General features: G+C 64.9%; 13 protein-coding genes. 7 read left to right on the plus strand and 6 right to left on the minus strand.

Annotation, left to right across the window (positions count from 1 at the left end; genetic code table 11):
- Positions 1-231: 231 nt before the first annotated feature.
- Entirely contained in the window at positions 232-789 is a 558-nt protein-coding gene (locus tag KBX19_RS01510) for an RNA polymerase sigma factor (protein ID WP_255997159.1), read from the plus strand.
- Here KBX19_RS01510 and KBX19_RS01515 read toward each other — a convergent pair.
- The 3 genes from KBX19_RS01515 to KBX19_RS01525 all read right to left on the minus strand — a co-directional run bounded on the left by KBX19_RS01515 (position 786) and on the right by KBX19_RS01525 (position 4,157).
- Positions 786-1,817: an aspartate-semialdehyde dehydrogenase gene (locus tag KBX19_RS01515; RefSeq protein WP_255997160.1), complete on the minus strand. Its 1,032-nt coding sequence runs from the start codon at positions 1,815-1,817 to the stop codon at positions 786-788. The genes KBX19_RS01510 and KBX19_RS01515 overlap by 4 nt on opposite strands.
- Before the next feature lie 46 nt (positions 1,818-1,863).
- Entirely contained in the window at positions 1,864-3,129 is a 1,266-nt protein-coding gene (locus KBX19_RS01520; RefSeq protein WP_255997161.1) for an aspartate kinase, read from the minus strand.
- Positions 3,130-3,260: 131 nt separating this feature from the next.
- Positions 3,261-4,157, minus strand: coding sequence for an acetamidase/formamidase family protein (locus tag KBX19_RS01525; protein ID WP_255997162.1), 897 nt, complete (start codon positions 4,155-4,157; stop codon positions 3,261-3,263).
- Between the two features lie 133 nt (positions 4,158-4,290).
- Between KBX19_RS01525 and KBX19_RS01530 the strand changes: the two genes are divergently transcribed.
- The 6 genes from KBX19_RS01530 to KBX19_RS01555 all read left to right on the plus strand — a co-directional run bounded on the left by KBX19_RS01530 (position 4,291) and on the right by KBX19_RS01555 (position 11,447).
- Positions 4,291-5,172, plus strand: a complete 882-nt coding sequence (locus KBX19_RS01530) for a DMT family transporter (protein ID WP_255997163.1) — start codon at positions 4,291-4,293, stop codon at positions 5,170-5,172.
- A gap of 197 nt (positions 5,173-5,369) precedes the next feature.
- On the plus strand, positions 5,370-7,208 hold the full coding sequence (leuA, locus tag KBX19_RS01535; protein ID WP_255997164.1) for a 2-isopropylmalate synthase: 1,839 nt from the start codon (positions 5,370-5,372) through the stop codon (positions 7,206-7,208).
- Positions 7,209-7,311: 103 nt separating this feature from the next.
- On the plus strand, positions 7,312-8,415 hold the full coding sequence (locus KBX19_RS01540) for a hypothetical protein (RefSeq protein ID WP_255997165.1): 1,104 nt from the start codon (positions 7,312-7,314) through the stop codon (positions 8,413-8,415).
- A complete protein-coding gene (locus KBX19_RS01545; protein ID WP_255995904.1) occupies positions 8,409-9,434 on the plus strand; it encodes a DNA polymerase III subunit epsilon in 1,026 nt (341 codons plus the stop codon). Before KBX19_RS01540 ends, KBX19_RS01545 begins: the two co-directional genes overlap by 7 nt.
- An 11-nt stretch (positions 9,435-9,445) precedes the next feature.
- Positions 9,446-10,726, plus strand: coding sequence for a Mur ligase family protein (locus KBX19_RS01550; RefSeq protein ID WP_255997166.1), 1,281 nt, complete (start codon positions 9,446-9,448; stop codon positions 10,724-10,726).
- Positions 10,719-11,447, plus strand: coding sequence for a glutamine amidotransferase (locus tag KBX19_RS01555; protein WP_255997167.1), 729 nt, complete (start codon positions 10,719-10,721; stop codon positions 11,445-11,447). Before KBX19_RS01550 ends, KBX19_RS01555 begins: the two co-directional genes overlap by 8 nt.
- A gap of 153 nt (positions 11,448-11,600) precedes the next feature.
- On the opposite strand, the gene recR is transcribed toward KBX19_RS01555, so the two are convergent.
- The 3 genes from recR to KBX19_RS01570 form a co-directional block, all read right to left on the minus strand.
- Positions 11,601-12,236, minus strand: coding sequence for a recombination mediator RecR (recR, locus tag KBX19_RS01560; protein WP_005287289.1), 636 nt, complete (start codon positions 12,234-12,236; stop codon positions 11,601-11,603).
- A gap of 136 nt (positions 12,237-12,372) precedes the next feature.
- Positions 12,373-12,729 carry a YbaB/EbfC family nucleoid-associated protein gene (locus KBX19_RS01565; RefSeq protein ID WP_005287292.1) on the minus strand — a complete coding sequence of 119 codons (357 nt, stop codon included), beginning with the start codon at positions 12,727-12,729 and terminating at the stop codon, positions 12,373-12,375.
- Between the two features lie 60 nt (positions 12,730-12,789).
- Positions 12,790-15,264 (minus strand): DNA polymerase III subunit gamma and tau, encoded by a 2,475-nt coding sequence (locus KBX19_RS01570; protein WP_255997168.1) that lies wholly within the window; start codon positions 15,262-15,264, stop codon positions 12,790-12,792.
- Positions 15,265-15,267 lie beyond the last annotated feature (3 nt).

A 15,267-nucleotide genomic window follows, 5' to 3' on the forward strand; every position in this document is an offset into this window, starting at 1 on the left:
ACCGCACCGCCTTGTCCTTGAACTCGTCACTGAACTTCCTAGGCATGATCCAATCCTCCTCTAGAAACGATCGGAACCAAACCCAGGACACTTCAGGTGTCGGCCTACCTGGATGAGCCCAGTCATCGGCGCGCTCCTTATTGGCGGAGGGTCAACGGCTGGGCTGGTACGTAAACGATATCAGAACAGGCCCAATAATCAATACCGACTCGGCTGGTAACGTCGGCAAGCGTGAATAAAAAGGACGACGCGTACGTCACGAATCTGGCGCTGCAAGCCGGCCGCGGCGACAAGCAAGCGTTGTCCGAATTCATCCGCCTCACGCATGACGATGTCTGGCGTCTACTGGCCCACCTCGCCGGTCGTGAACAAGCCGACGATCTGACCCAGGAAACCTATCTGCGAGTGTTGGGCTCGCTCCCCCGGTTCGCGGCGCGATCCAGCGCGCGCACCTGGTTGCTCTCGCTTGCCCGCCGCGCGTGGGTCGACTCGGTGCGCCACGACATGGCCCGCCCCCGCAAAGCCGCGGCAGAGTACGAAGATGTTGCTGCCCAGCAGCCGAGCCGCGACAACCCCAACACCTGGTCAGAGGTCATGGATGCCCGCTCGCTTCTCGACGCGCTTTCTCCCGAGCGCCGCGAAGCCCTCATCCTCACACAAGTGCTGGGGTACACCTACGAAGAGGCCGCGAAGATCACCGGGGTACGCATCGGCACGATCCGGTCGCGTGTGGCGCGTGCGCGGCGCGACCTCGTCACCGGCATCGAGGCCGACGGCCAAGGAAGTTAGACCAGCAGTTCGGCGATCTGAATCGTGTTCAGCGCTGCGCCCTTGCGCAGGTTGTCGCCGGAGACGACGAAGATCAGGCCGCGGTTGCCGTCGACAGTTTGGTCTTGGCGGATGCGGCCGACAAAGGAGTCGTCCTGCCCGGCGGCCATCAGCGGGGTGGGCACGTCGACGACGGTGACGCCTGGAGCGTCGTCAAGCACGCGCCGTGCATCCTCAGGCGTGATGGCCTCGTCAAATTCGGCGTGCACGACCATGGTGTGGCCGGTGAACACCGGAACGCGCACGCAGGTGCCAGACACCTTCAGCTCCGGCAGGCCGAGGATTTTGCGCGATTCGTTGCGCAGTTTTTGTTCCTCGTCAGTCTCCAGAGTGCCGTCATCGACTAAGTTGCCCGCCAGCGGCAGCGCGTTGAACGCGATCGGTGCGACGTAGGGCCCCAGGTCATCGGCCTGCAGCGCGGAGCCGTCGTGTGTGAGCTCGGTGTTGCGCTCGCCGATGCCCGCGACCTGCGCCGCAAGCGTGTCGACGCCCGCAAGCCCCGACCCAGACACCGCCTGGTACGACGCAACGCGCATGGTGTTCAACCCGGCAGCGTTGTGCAGCGCTTTGATGACAGGCATGATTGCCATGGTCGTGCAGTTCGGGTTGGCGATGATGCCTTTCGGCAGGTCCTTGAGGTCGTCCGGGTTGACCTCGGACACGACCAGCGGGACCTCATCGTCCTTGCGCCACGCCGAGGAATTGTCCACAACCTTGGCGCCAGCTTCAGCGAACACGCGCGCCCACTCACGCGACGTGGAACCGCCCGCGGAGAACAACGCAATGTCGACATCCGCGACAGAGTCAGCGGTGACCTGGGTGAGATCCTCGACCTCAATCTCCTCGCCGCGGAACTCGATCTTCTTGCCCGCAGAGCGCGGGGATGCGAAAAAGCGCACAGTGTCTGCGGGGAAGTTGCGCTGCTCCAGAATGTCGCGCATGACACGGCCGACTTGGCCGGTTGCGCCGACGACGGCGACGGTGGTCATTTCTGTTCTCCTTTGATTATTGGGCAGTTGGCGAGCGTTGCGCGTGTTAGCGCCCGGTACCTGCGTAGACGACGGCCGCTTCGCCGCCGCCGAGGTTGAACTTCTCGTGGATGGCGCGGGCAGCGTCTTCCATCTTCTCCTGCTCGATGACAGCGGTGATGCGGATCTCGGACGTGTTCATCATGCCGATGTTGATGCCGTTGTCGCGCAGAGCCTGCGTGAAGTCTGCGGTCACACCCGGGTGGGACTTCATGCCTGCGCCGACAAGGGTCACCTTGGCGATCTTGTCGTTGTAGGCGATGTCACCCCACCCCTCCTTCTTCGCCAGTTCGCGCAGCGCCTCGAGGCCGCGGGGGCCGTCGGCCTTCGGCAGGGTGAAGGTGATGTCAGTGATGTTGTCGCGCAGCGACGAGGTGTTCTGCAGCACCATGTCGATGTTGATCTCGGCATCCGCGAGCACGCGGAACAACTTGGCTGCCTCACCGGGGACATCCGGGATGCCCGAGACGGTGATCTTTGCTTCAGAGTCGTCGGTGGCGACGCCTGCCAGGACTGCTTCTTCCATGGGGATATCCTCCATCGCTCCGGTCACGAGGGTACCGGGATCGTTGCTGTAAGACGAGCGTACTCGCATAGGAACGTTGAATGCGCGGGCATACTCCACGCTGCGCAGAACGAGAATCTTCGAACCAGAGGCTGCCAGTTCGAGCATTTCCTCGAAGCAGAGCTCGTCCAGTTTCTTCGCGTCGGGGACGATGCGCGGATCAGCGCTGTAGACACCGTCGACATCCGAGTAGATTTCGCACACGTCGGCACCGAGGGCTGCAGCCAGCGCGACCGCAGTCGTGTCGGACCCGCCGCGCCCGAGCGTGGTCACGTCCTTGGAGTCGCGGTTGACGCCTTGGAAGCCGGCGACGATGGCGACCTTGCCAGCGTCGATAGCCTCCTTGACGCGGCCGGGGGTGACCTCGAGGATGCGGGCGTTGCCGTGACGCTCGGTAGTGATCACACCCGCCTGGGAACCGGTAAAGGACCGCACGTCCACGCCGTGTGAGGCGACTGCCATAGCGACGAGCGAATTCGAGATCCTCTCCCCCGCCGACAGCAACATGTCCATCTCGCGCGGCGGCGGAGTCGGGTTCACTTGCGCCGCAAGGTCAAGCAGCTCATCGGTGGTGTCCCCCATTGCGGAGCAGACCACAACGACATCGTTGCCCGCTTTACGCGTTTCGACGACACGCTTCGCCACCGCACGGATTCTCTCCGCGGTCTCCAGCGACGAGCCGCCATACTTCTGGACGATGAGTGCCACGGTGCGTTCTCCTTACTTGTTTTCTGTGCAGACCGGCCACGGCCTGCACATGCGGTGCCCACTTTACGTACGTCGTGGCGCGTTCGCGCTTTGTGATCGCATAGTTGTTCTTACTAGCGCTTAATCAGTGCTTAAGGAAGCCGCACGCCGTATTGGTGGAGAATATAAACCGGTAAACGGAATCGCGCCGTATTCCACTCCCCGACGATCTGACTGATTTGGGTGTCCCCGACGAGCGAGAACAACATGAGCGAGTCCGTTCTATCCAGACCGCTGGCGGCAGCGAACCAGTCCCGCATCATCCGGGTCGACTCACTGACAGCGTCGTAGAGATCAATCTCCGAAGAAATGGCGTACACAGAATCGCCCGAAGCAAGGAACGGCAGCGGCAGCGGCCGGCCGGGGATGACCGTGACGCGGATCTTCACTTCCGCGTCGATTTCTGCACCGCACACAGCGACTTCACCGTCACCCATGACTGCGTGCACGTCGCCAAGACTGAGGTTCCCACCCTCGACCTCGACGGGCAGGTAGAGGGTCGAACCAGCCACGATCTCTTTGGTGTCCATGTTTCCGCCGTGCTCACGCGATTCACTCGTGGGCACGGCACGCTTCGCCGGCGCGGTCCCGATGACACCGATCATCGGCCGAACGGGGATTGCGACCCGCTCGGAGAAGTAGACCTGACCGTTGCGCACAGGCAAAAGGCGCGTGCGTTCCTCGACAGTGCCGGGCAACGCCCCGACCTCTGGATGGGTCATGATGGTGGCCTGGCCTCCCACCTCGATGCTCAGGATCTCCACCTTCAACGTGTCACCGGGGCGGGCGCCCCTGACCGCAATGGGTCCCGTTGCCGGGTTCACCAATTCCTCACCAATGGAGTCAAACAGTTGGGACTCGTCGGTGACGGTGTTAGAGAAACAGTCCATCGTCTGCACCGCGACTTCGTCTCCGCTGCTGATTTCCAGCTGCGGTCTGTGCTTGCGCGACATCGACAGAACACAGTGGTGGGGCCGAATGGAATGCACGGATCAACCTCTTTTTCACAGCAATTGAATGGTGATCCATAGCTTAGTGAACTCCCCGCGTTGCAGATTGAAACCTGATGAGACGCATGGTTACAGCGGTTGTTACAGGGGTTTAGGCCCCCTACCTATTACCATGATCCGGGTGCACAACAACTTCCTCGCCGTGACTTTCGCGCTGCTGTCGGCGCTGACCATCGCGGTAGGAACTGTCTGGCGGCACCAGATTGTTCTCCGCCACCGCCGCCAAACGGAAAATGCGAACGGGGGCGCGGGCGCTTCCAAGGTATCCACGCTCGGCACAGTGAAGCGTCCTACGTGGTGGTTGTCGCTCATGTTGGCGTGGCTGGCCTACGGCTTCCAAGCGGTGGCGCTTGCCTACGGTTCCCTCCTGGTTGTGCAGCCGGTGCTAGTTCTCTCCTTATTAATGACGTTGCTGCTGGCCGCCCACGTAGAACGCCGCCCAATGGAAATCGACGAGACGTTCTGGGCAACGACGCTGACGGCGGCCGTCGGTGTGCTGGTCATTCTCGGCCGTCCTGTGCCCGGCACCCGCGAGGCTCCACCAGCGGAATGGCTCGTCGCGGTGGGGATCGGCGCAGTGATCATGGCGGTGGTGTTTGCCGTGGCCGTGGGCCACGACGCGTCGATAAGCACATTTGCGTTGGGGGCGGTGTGCGGCGCCATCTTCGGCTATCTCGCGGTGTTTTCAAAGAAGGCAGTGGACACCTTCGTTGCCGGCGGCGTGGAAGGCCTGCTGACGGCGTGGCCGCTCTACGCTCTGCTGGCGGCCGCAGTGCTGGGCACGATTGTGCAGCAGTACGCGTTCAGCGCCGGCAACCTGGCGCAGTCGCTGCCTGCAATGAAGATCTTCGAGCCGCTGCTTGCATACGCGTTGGGGCTAACGCTGCTCGGAGAGACCTTCGACGTATCCACGCCGCTGGGGTGGGCGTTGATGGCGCTGGCGGTTCTGATGATGTTCGCGGCAACGTTCATGCTCTCCCGGAAACCGGTGTGAGCCCGCAGACGCGTGGTAGGGTGTGAGCCATGTCATTGGCAACCGCGCGTGTGCAGGCGCTCCCACGTCAGGGAACTGCCCTACTTCTACGCCGCGGCGGGTTCTAGGCCACATTCATTCACGGCCGGCGCCCCGTCGCGGAGTTCGCCATGCCGGCCGTACCCTGACGACTCAACTCTCACACAAGGACGTTCGCCATGACCCCCTCTGACTCCCAGATCAGCGCACCTTCTGAAATCCGCAAACCGAACGGCCCCCGCAACGAAGGCCAGCCCGCCTGGAACATGCAGCGCGGCTCCCAGATGCCAGCCGACCGTTACCTGAGCTTCGCCCAGGAAGTCGAAGACATCACCCTGCCGGACCGCACCTGGCCGGACAAGAAGATCACGGTCGCACCGCAGTGGTGCGCGGTCGACCTCCGCGACGGCAACCAAGCCCTGATCGATCCGATGAGCCCCGAGCGCAAGCGTCGCATGTTCAAGCTGCTGGTGGAGATGGGCTACAAAGAAATCGAGGTCGGCTTCCCGTCCGCCTCCCAGACCGACTTCAACTTCGTGCGCGAGATCATCGAAGAAGGCATGATCCCGGAGGATGTGACCATCCAGGTTCTCGTTCAGGCGCGCGAGCACCTCATCCGCCGCACCTTCGAGGCCTGCGCAGGCGCGCCACGCGTGATCGTCCACTTCTACAACTCCACCTCCAAGCTGCAGCGCGAGGTGGTGTTCCGCAAAGACCGCCCGGCGATTAAGAAGCTGGCCACCGACGCAGCTGAGCTGATCAAGACCATTGCCAAAGATTACCCGGACACCCAGTGGCGCTGGGAGTACTCCCCGGAGTCCTTCACCGGTACCGAGCTGGACTTCGCTGTGGAGGTCTGCGACGCCGTGGTGGACATCATGGAGGCCACCCCGGACAACCCGATGATCATCAACCTGCCCGCGACAGTGGAGATGATCACCCCGAACGTCTACGCAGACTCCATCGAGTGGATGCACCGCAATTTTGCCAAGCGCGACTCCATCATCATGTCGCTGCACCCGCACAATGACCGCGGCGAAGGTGTCGCAGCGGCAGAGCTGGGCTACATGGCCGGTGCGGACCGCATCGAAGGCTGCCTGTTCGGCAACGGCGAGCGTACCGGCAACGTCGACCTGATCACGCTGGGGTTGAACATGCTCACCCAGGGCGTAGACCCGCAGATCGACTGTTCCGACATCGCCGGCATCCGCGAAACTGTGGAGTACTGCAACCAGCTGCGTGTCCCGGAGCGCCACCCCTACGGCGGCGACTTGGTCTTCACCGCGTTTTCCGGCTCCCACCAAGACGCCATCAACAAGGGGCTGGATGCTCTGGCGCAGAAGGTGCGCCCCGGCGCCTCCTCCACCGAGGTGGCCTGGGAGGACCTGCGCGAAACCGTGTGGGAGGTGCCCTACCTGCCGATCGACCCGAAGGACGTGGGCCGCAACTACGAGGCCGTCATCCGCGTCAACTCCCAGTCCGGCAAGGGCGGTGTCGCCTACATCATGAAGACCGACCACGGCATCGACATGCCCAAGGAGATGCAGGCGGAGTTCTCCTCCGTCGTCCAGGCGATCACCGACTCCGAGGGCGGTGAGGTCAATTCCAAGAACATGTGGGACGTCTTCGCTGGCGAATACCTCGATGTGGACACGCCGCTCGAGCTGGTCAGCTTGCATGTGGACGCCGCTGAGTCCGACGACGATGAAGCCACCGTGACCGCCGGCGTTGTCTACAACGGCGAGACAAAAGAGATCACCGGCTCCGGCAACGGCCCGATCGCGGCCTTTGCCAGCGCACTGCGCTCCCTGGGCCTTGAATACGAGGTGCGCGACTACCGCCAACAGGCCCGCACCGCCGGCGGCGACGCCGACGCAGCTTGCTTCATCTACAGCGACGTCGACGGATCAGAGGCCTGGGGCGTGGGTATCGCCGGCTCCACCACCCGCGCATCCATCAAGGCGATGGTCTCTGCTGTCAACCGTGGTTTGAAGGTGCAGCAACCTCTGGGCCAGTAGAGGTCAGTAGTCCGCCGCTCCCGCCTGTTGGCTTGGACCCTTGTGGTCGTACTACTCTAGGGGCACGACTAGGCACCGTTCCACAGAGTAACCAGGGGAGGCGATGAGCTTGACCAAGCCAGACGGCGACGGTTTTGCCAAAGATCGCTCTGACCTGTCCCCGCAAACTCAGAGCGTATGGCTGCCCGCTGGCACACCGCGCGTGATCACGCTGGAGCCTGCCGCCGCGGAATGTGTCGGCGTCAGCAGTGACGGCGCCCGCGTGGCCGTGGAGATCGCCTTCGACGCCGCGGGCGATGTTGTCGCGCGTATCGACGGTGAAGTGCTCGGCGAATTCGACAGTGCTGCAAGCGCTGAGCTGAGTCCGTCTCTACGCATGATGGAAAGCCGCGGCCTGATCGCTCTGGCCCACGGCGTGTACTCCACCGCGGACGGCACCCCAACGGTGACCGTGTACGCGGACGCTCTCGGCGGCGGGCCCGTAACTGCGGTTGCCCCGGTGAACGCAGAAAATGACCTGCCCGAAGATGAAGACGGAGACGACGGTGCCGGTGCCGGTGCCGCCGTTGCTGCCGGCACTGCAACAGCTGCTGGTGCCAGCGCCGCGAACACGTACTTCGCGGCCGACGCCGAGGCGGAGGCAGCCGCTCTGGCCGCAGACCAGGAAGGCGATGCACCCCGGTCGAGTAGCCGGGTGCGGTTGCTCCCGGAGCGCATGGGCACCAACACCACCGCTGTCGTGGCGCTCGCGCTGGCCTTGGGCATAGTGGGCACCATTAGCTACTACGCCGGCATGGGCCAGCAGGGCCAAGAGATGAACGCCTTCATGGGGTCCGACAACACAACGGCATCCACTGGGCCGAGCCTGCCCACACGGGCATCCTCCGAGAAACCAGCACCGCCTGAATCCTCCAAACCCGAGGAGCCCTCCGAGGACCCGGACAAGGATCCCGCGACGGACGAGGGAGCTCACGTGCCCCCGGCTCCGCAGCCGGGCTCTCCTGCCCCGGTTCCGCAATCGCCGTCCGGCAACGATTACAACAACCAGTACGTCGCGCCGCCGCCCGCTCCTGCGCCGCCGCCTGCTCCTGCCCCTGCCCCTGCGCCCGCACCGCCTCCTCCACCGGCCCCCGCGCCTCCGCCGCCCAATCGGCCCTTGACGCCTGAGGAGCGCGGCGGCAAGCCCATTTTTGAGATTTCATGGTAGAAGGCACCCCTGAGGCCGAGGTGATCCCGCCGGCCGAGCAGTTCCCGTATGTCGCGCTCTACGTGCAAGCGACGAATATCCACCCGAGCACCGGGCGTTTGGTCACCCTCGATGCGGTGGCGTTCGACGACTCTGGGGTGGTCGGTGAGGAGTTCCACCGCATCTTCAACGTCGGCGGTGACCCGGGCCCCATGCACATGCACGGGGTGGAGCCGAACTTGTTCGAGCGCGCCGCGAAATTCTCCCGCCACCTCAAGGCGCTGGACAAATTCCTCGATGCGCGCACACTTGTGGTTCATGATGCCCCTATGACGTGGGGGTTCATCGTGTCCGAAGCCCGCCGCGCGATGAACGCCGCAGCCCGCGCGAACCGTTCCCGCAACCGCAGGCAAGGCCGCCGCAGGCAGCGGGTGGGGCATGTGCCGGCGCCGGAAGGCATCGTCGATACGCTCGCGACAGCACGCAAGCAGGGCGTGACGCTTATCGACGTCCGACTCGAATCCGTCGCCTCCGCCTCCGGCATCGATGCACCCGCGCCGGACGCGAGCCCGCAGCGCGCCGCGCGGCCGGAGGAGGAAACCTCCCGCGAACGCACACTCGTGCTGGTCAGCCTGTTCTTGAAGCAGTTGGAGAACGGTGAGGTCGTCTCGCGGACCCCTGATGAGCTCGCCCCGGACCGCTTCGGCCTGCAACGCTCGCGCATCCGCGTCGAGGCAGAGAAGAAACAGCCGAAGCAGGGCAACCCCGGCCAGTTCACCGACAAGTCCGGCCTGCGCCCCGGTATGGAGGTCGTGGTCACGGACGACATTCAGGCCGACCACGACGAGGTGGTGCAGAAGATCCTGGACCTGGACCTGAACTACTCGGAGAAGCTGTCCCGGGAGACATCGCTCGTGGTCAGCAACATCACCGGCCCGCCGGAGCAGCTGCGCGGTAAGGCGATGCACGCGCAACGGAAGAACATCCCGCTCGTGACGGACACGGAATTCCTCGCGGCCGCCGCCGAGGCGCTGCGCTAAAGTTTCTACCCATGAGTTCAAGCACGAGCCGGAGCACCACCGGCGGCAGGAGCGCCTTTGCCCGCCTGCGTTCGCGGGCCGCAGTGTCCGCCGCAAAACTAGCCACTACCGCTTCGAGGGCGACCGGCCGCGGGGCCGGCGGCATGATCGGCGGCCTTGTCGCCGGTGTGATCGATCCGAACATCCTCGAGGGGCTCGCGGGCCGGCCGACCATCCTGGTCACCGGCACCAACGGCAAGTCCACTACGACTGGCATGCTCGCGGCGGCGCTGCGCACGAAGTACACCGTGGCCACCAATGACGGCGGCGACAACATGGACGCGGGCATCATCTCCGCCCTGCTTGCCGACGGTGAAGCCTCCCACGTCGTCCTCGAAGTCGACGAGTTGCATGTGCCCGCGATCGCCGACCGGCTCAAGCCGGAAGCCCTCGTGCTGCTCAACCTGTCGCGGGACCAGCTCGACAGGGTCGGGGAGATCAATGCGATTGAACGGGCGTTGCGTGGGTGCGTCGAAAAGCATCCGGAGATGACCGTGATCGCGAACTGCGACGATGTCCTGATGACCTCGGTGGCTCTTGACGCACCGAATGTCGTGTGGGTTTCCGCTGGCGCAGGCTGGCTCGGTGATTCTGTGTCCAACCCCCGCGGGGCCGGCCACATCGTGCGCGATGAGGACGACTGGTACGCCACCACAGGCGACTTCCGCCGCCCCTCCCCCGACTGGGCCGTTACCGACGAAGGCCTGACCGGACCCGACGGGACCTACCCGCTAGAGCTCACCCTGCCAGGGCGCGCGAACCGCGGCAACGCCGCCCAGGCTGTGGCCGCCGCTGTCGAGGCCTTCGGGGTCGACGTGGACGCCGCTATCGCCGCCACAGAGAGCATCGACGACGTCGCCGGCCGCTACACCACCATCACCGTCGGCGACCACCACGCGCGCCTGCTGCTGGCCAAGAACCCCGCGGGCTGGCAGGAGGCTCTGTCCATGGTCGACCGCGATGCTGACGGCCTGGTCATCGCTGTCAACGGCCAACAAGGCGACGGTGAGGACTTGTCCTGGCTGTGGGACGTGAAGTTCGAGGACTTCGAAGGCATGTCCGTCAAAGCCGCCGGCGAGCGCGGCACCGATCTGGCCGTCCGTCTGCTCTACGCCGGCATCGACCACGAGCTCATCCACGACCCGGTCAAGGCGATTCAGGCCTGCCCGCCAGGCCGCGTGGAGGTCCTGGCCAACTACACCGCGCTGCTCAACCTGAAGAACGCGCTGACGAAGGAGTCCGCCCGTGGATAACATCCGCATTGGCCTTGTCCTGCCTGACGTCCTAGGCACCTACGGCGACGACGGCAACGCGCTCGTCCTGCGTGGCCGCGCCCGCATGCGCGGCATGACCGCCGACATTGTGCCGATCAAGCTCGGCGAGCCGGTTCCCGACGACCTGTCCTGCTACACCATCGGCGGCGGTGAGGACGCAGCCCAGGTTCTCGCCGCGGAGCACCTGCGCACCGACGGCGGCCTCACCCGCGCCGCAGCTGCAGGCCGCCCCATCTTCGCCGTGTGCGCAGGGTTGCAAGTACTCGGCGTCTCCTTCTACGCGCAAGGCTCCGCCGTCGACGGCCTGTCGCTTATCGACGCCACAACCACCCCCCTTCCCACCCGCTCCATCGGCGAAGTTTCGTCGGCCCCGACCAAAGCCGGCATCACGCGCGAGCTGACCCAGCCGCTGACCGGGTTTGAGAACCACCTCGGAGGCACCGTCTTGGGCCCCGACGCCGAGCCGTTGGGCACCGTCCGGACCGGCAACGGCAACGGCGGCAGTGCTGGCAGTGCCCGCGTCGAAGGGGTTGTCCAAGGCAGCGTGATCGCCACCTACATGCACGGTCCGGCGCTGGCCCGCAACCCCGAATTGGCGGACCTTATCCTCGCCCAGGCGCTAGACATGCCCTTGTCCGACCTCGAGCCCCTCGAGCTTCCCGAGGTCGACCGCCTGCGCCTCGAGCGCCTGAAAGGCTAACCTCCCCCTTCCGCCTTTCCGCGCTGGAATACTACTGGCCCTTTTCCGGAATACTGCTCACACAGACACGCAGGTCAAAAGGGTGCGATCTGTCTTATATTCTCCAGCAGTATTCCAGGCGAGCGTGCTGCCGGGGCAAGGAGCCGTTGGCCGCTACAAAGTGAGGCGGCCGGACAACGCACGGGAGAGGGTGAGTTCGTCCACGAACTCCAAATCCCCGCCGAGCGGCATGCCCGATGCCAACCGCGACACAGTCAGTTCCGGGAAGTCTTTGAGCAGCCTCGCCAAGTAGGACGCTGTGGCCTCACCCTCTGTATCGGGGTCGGTGGCCAAGATGACCTCGTGAATCTCGGGGATGCTATCTGCGTCATCCGGATCGCGGTCCGGCAAAACCCCGCCGATACGTTGCAATAGCGACGAGATGGACAGGTCCTTCGGCCCGACATTCGCCAGCGGGTCCAGTGCCCCGCCGAGCACGTGGTAACGGCCCGTGTACTCCCCTGTGCGCTCGATGACTTGGATGTCCTTTGCGTCCTCGACAACGCAGATCAGTCCCGCGTCGCGCCCCGAGTCCGCACAGACTCGGCAGACTTCCTCGCGCGAGACGTTGCTGCAGATCCGGCAGAAGGTCACCCCGTCACGGACTGCCCCCAACGCTGCGCGGAGCCGGTCAATGTCCTCCGGATCGGTCTTGAGCAGGTGGAACGCAATCCGTTGCGCCGATTTCGGTCCGACACCGGGCAGGCGGGAAAATTCATCGATCAGATCTTGCAGCGGGCCTTCAAACACCGTTGCAATACTAGTCACTCACCCACCGGCCGGTTGCCACCGAGGACCCCGGAGGTCGCCAACACCACCCCGAAACGCAAACAGGGCCCCCAAAAGGCCCTGTTTGATAGTGCCGACCTGTGTCGGCCGTCGGCTACTAGCCGCCGAACATCTGGGTGAAGTCGTTACCCTCGCCCGCGCCCGGCTGGGTCAGCGGGCCGAGCTTCTCTTGGGCGAGTTGGCCAGCCTTGGTGTGCGCATCGCGGTATGCGGCGAGGATCAGGTCCTGGAGCGTCTCCACATCTTCGGGATCAACAGCCTCCGGGTCGATCTTCAGGTCGGTGATGTCTGCACCACCGGTCATCGTGATGGTCACCAGGCCACCACCAGCGGTGCCCTGCACGTTAGTCGCGAGGATTTCCTCCTGCGCGCGCTGCATCTGCGCCTGAACCTCAGCCGCCTGGCGGATGAGTTCCTGCATATCGGGCATACCGGGCTGATCGGGCTGAGTCATGATTGTTGGCCTTTCCTTTGATTTCGTTTCCCACCAGTGTAGCGAGAAGCGCCAAGGGGCTTACAGGGGACGGGCGCCGAGCTCGTCGGCAAGCAACTCCATCGCCATTTCCGTCGGGTTGCGGCGATCGAGCTCTCCAGCCTCCTGGGACTGATCGACCATGTCGCGCTCTTCGTCCTCGCGCGAGTAGGCGGCGGGTTCCTCATCGGGCGCGTCGGGGAAATCGTCGGCAGGCTCAGGAGGCAACGGGGTGCCATCGCTGAAGCCCTGGAAGTCGCGGTTACGGGATCGACCACCTACCGCGGCAGCTGCCGCAGCCGCTGCAGCTGCTGCCCCGGTGAGTTCTTGGGTGAGTGCACTCTGGGCCGGGCCCTCTTGAGTCGCCGCGTACTCCGTTGCAAGTGCCGACGTCTCCTCCGAGCCGTCCGGCACCGCATCCGTCTCGTCAGACTCGGTGTCGGGCTGGCTCTCGTCGTCTTCCACAGGCGCGGGAGCGAGTTCCGGAGTCACCGACGGGTTGTCCTGAGCGGCGGAACCGTCAGCCGTATCTGTCGGATTCTCTGCGCGGACTTCGTCGGGGTTCTTCTCCTGCTCCTGGCTCGCCTCTGGCTGAGGCACCGCCGGCTGGCTCGGCGTTGGATTTGGTGGCGGGGTCGGGTTCCACTCGTTGCGTTTCGGTGGGGGTTGGGGCTCAAAGCCCGCGGCTTTTGGGTCCGTACCCACCACACAGCGCACGGCAACTTCAGTGCCGAGTTTCTCGGCGAACGCAGCAACGATGTCGACGTTGTTGTGCTCGGAATTGATGGCGTTGGCCAAAGCACCGGTGTTGTGGCCGACAATGAGGGTGCCGTTTTCCATGCCCAACGGCTTGGCCTCGGTCAGCATGATCTCCGCGACCTTGTTGCGCTCGCCCACGAACTGGCGCAGCGTGATCCATTCGCGGTGAATGCGGTCCATAAGGTCATCGCTGGCGCCAGCGTGACTACCGTCCGACGTTGCCTCCGAAACCGGTTCCGTCGGCTCCGGTTCGGCACGCTCTCGCGGTTCAGCATGCTCCTGAGGCTCGGGCCGGGAAGGCTCGCGCTCCGGTTGCCCCGGTTCCGGATGAGCGGGCTGCTCCGGCTCCGGCTGAGCGGGCTGCGCAGTCTGTTCCTGCGGCTCCGGCGCCGATGGCTGAGCGGACGGGGCCGGCTGGGCAGTTTCCGGGGCTGGCTGTGCCGGACGCGACTGTTGGCTCTGCTGGGGTTGTGCAGGCTGCGCTTTGGGCGCTTCCCGCGGCGCCGGCGTGGATTGCGACACTACGTCGGCTGTGGCCTGCACCGCGGCAGCGGCCGCAAGCGCGGCGGCGGCACCGCGCGGCTGGTCGCCCATGCCGACAGCTTCAGCGGAGGCGTCGCGAATCTCTTCCAGACCAGCGATAGCAGCTGGGGCCTGGGTGCCGGCGGACACGCCAAGCAGGTGCGCCATCATGATTTCCAGCAGCAGGCGCGGGGAGGTCGCGCCGCGCAGCATCCCGAGTCGCTCGTTGACCTCTGTGGCCAGGTGCGCCAGCTGGGTGCCGGTGAAAGAGTCCGCTTCGGCGGCGAGGATCTGGGCGCGGTCCGTCGGTGCGTCGACAAGCCCCTGGTCGAAGGCGTCGGGCACTTCCCGCAGGATCATCAGGTCGCGCAACCGATCGAGCAGGTCGATGGCGAAGCGGCGAGGTTCGTGGCCGGCTTCAATGACGTCATCCACCGTTTGGAAAAGTGCTGAGGGGGTGCGCTCGGCGAGGGCGTCGACAGTCGCGTCGATAAGCGAAAGATCCGTGACCCCCAGCAACGGCAACGCGAGATCGTACGTCAACCCCTCGGGGCCTGCGCCCGCGAGCAGCTGATCCAGAATGGACAGCGTGTCACGCGGGGAACCGCCGCCGGCACGGATGACCAGCGGATACACATCGTCGGAGACAGTCACGCCCTCGGCCCCGACTGTGCGCTCGAGCAACGAGCGCATCGCGTTCGGCGTGAGCAGGCGGAATGGATAGTGGTGCGTGCGCGAACGGATCGTGCCGATGATGTTCTCCGGCTCCGTCGTGGCGAAGATGAATACGAGATGCTCCGGCGGCTCCTCCACCACCTTGAGCAGGGCGTTCGCGCCCTCGCGGGTGATCATGTGCGCCTCATCGACGATGAAGACGCGGTAGCGCGACTCCGCCGGCGCGAACATGGCGCTCTCACGCAGCGCACGCATGTCCTCCACGCCGCGGTGCGATGCGGCATCCAGCTCCGTCACATCGAGGTTGCCCGGCCCACCCGGCGCGAGCGACACGCACGAGGCGCACACTCCGCACGGTGTCGACGTCGGCCCTTCGACGCAGTTCAGCGAGCGGGCCAAAATGCGTGCCGACGACGTCTTGCCCGTACCCCTCGGCCCCGAGAACAAGTAGGCGTGATTAATCCGCCCGTTGTCCAGCGCGGTCGACAGCGGGCGGGTCACCTGGTCCTGCCCGATCATCTCGGCGAACGAGCCCGGGCGGTACTTCCTGTAGAGAGCCACGGA

Origin of the sequence: Corynebacterium sp. CCUG 71335 (assembly GCF_024454075.1) — a bacterium.
Lineage (GTDB): Bacteria > Actinomycetota > Actinomycetes > Mycobacteriales > Mycobacteriaceae > Corynebacterium > Corynebacterium genitalium.

Bases quoted from the DNA above. Each gene is read 5' to 3' on its own strand.
- KBX19_RS01550 (WP_255997166.1), top strand. From the start codon at position 9,446: ATGAGTTCAAGCACGAGCCGGAGCACCACCGGCGGCAGGAGCGCCTTT.
- KBX19_RS01515 (WP_255997160.1), bottom strand. From the start codon at position 1,817: ATGACCACCGTCGCCGTCGTCGGCGCAACCGGCCAAGTCGGCCGTGTC.
- KBX19_RS01530 (WP_255997163.1), top strand. From the start codon at position 4,291: ATGATCCGGGTGCACAACAACTTCCTCGCCGTGACTTTCGCGCTGCTG.
- KBX19_RS01545 (WP_255995904.1), top strand. From the start codon at position 8,409: ATGGTAGAAGGCACCCCTGAGGCCGAGGTGATCCCGCCGGCCGAGCAG.
- KBX19_RS01540 (WP_255997165.1), top strand. From the start codon at position 7,312: ATGAGCTTGACCAAGCCAGACGGCGACGGTTTTGCCAAAGATCGCTCT.
- KBX19_RS01565 (WP_005287292.1), bottom strand. From the start codon at position 12,729: ATGACTCAGCCCGATCAGCCCGGTATGCCCGATATGCAGGAACTCATC.
- leuA (WP_255997164.1), top strand. From the start codon at position 5,370: ATGACCCCCTCTGACTCCCAGATCAGCGCACCTTCTGAAATCCGCAAA.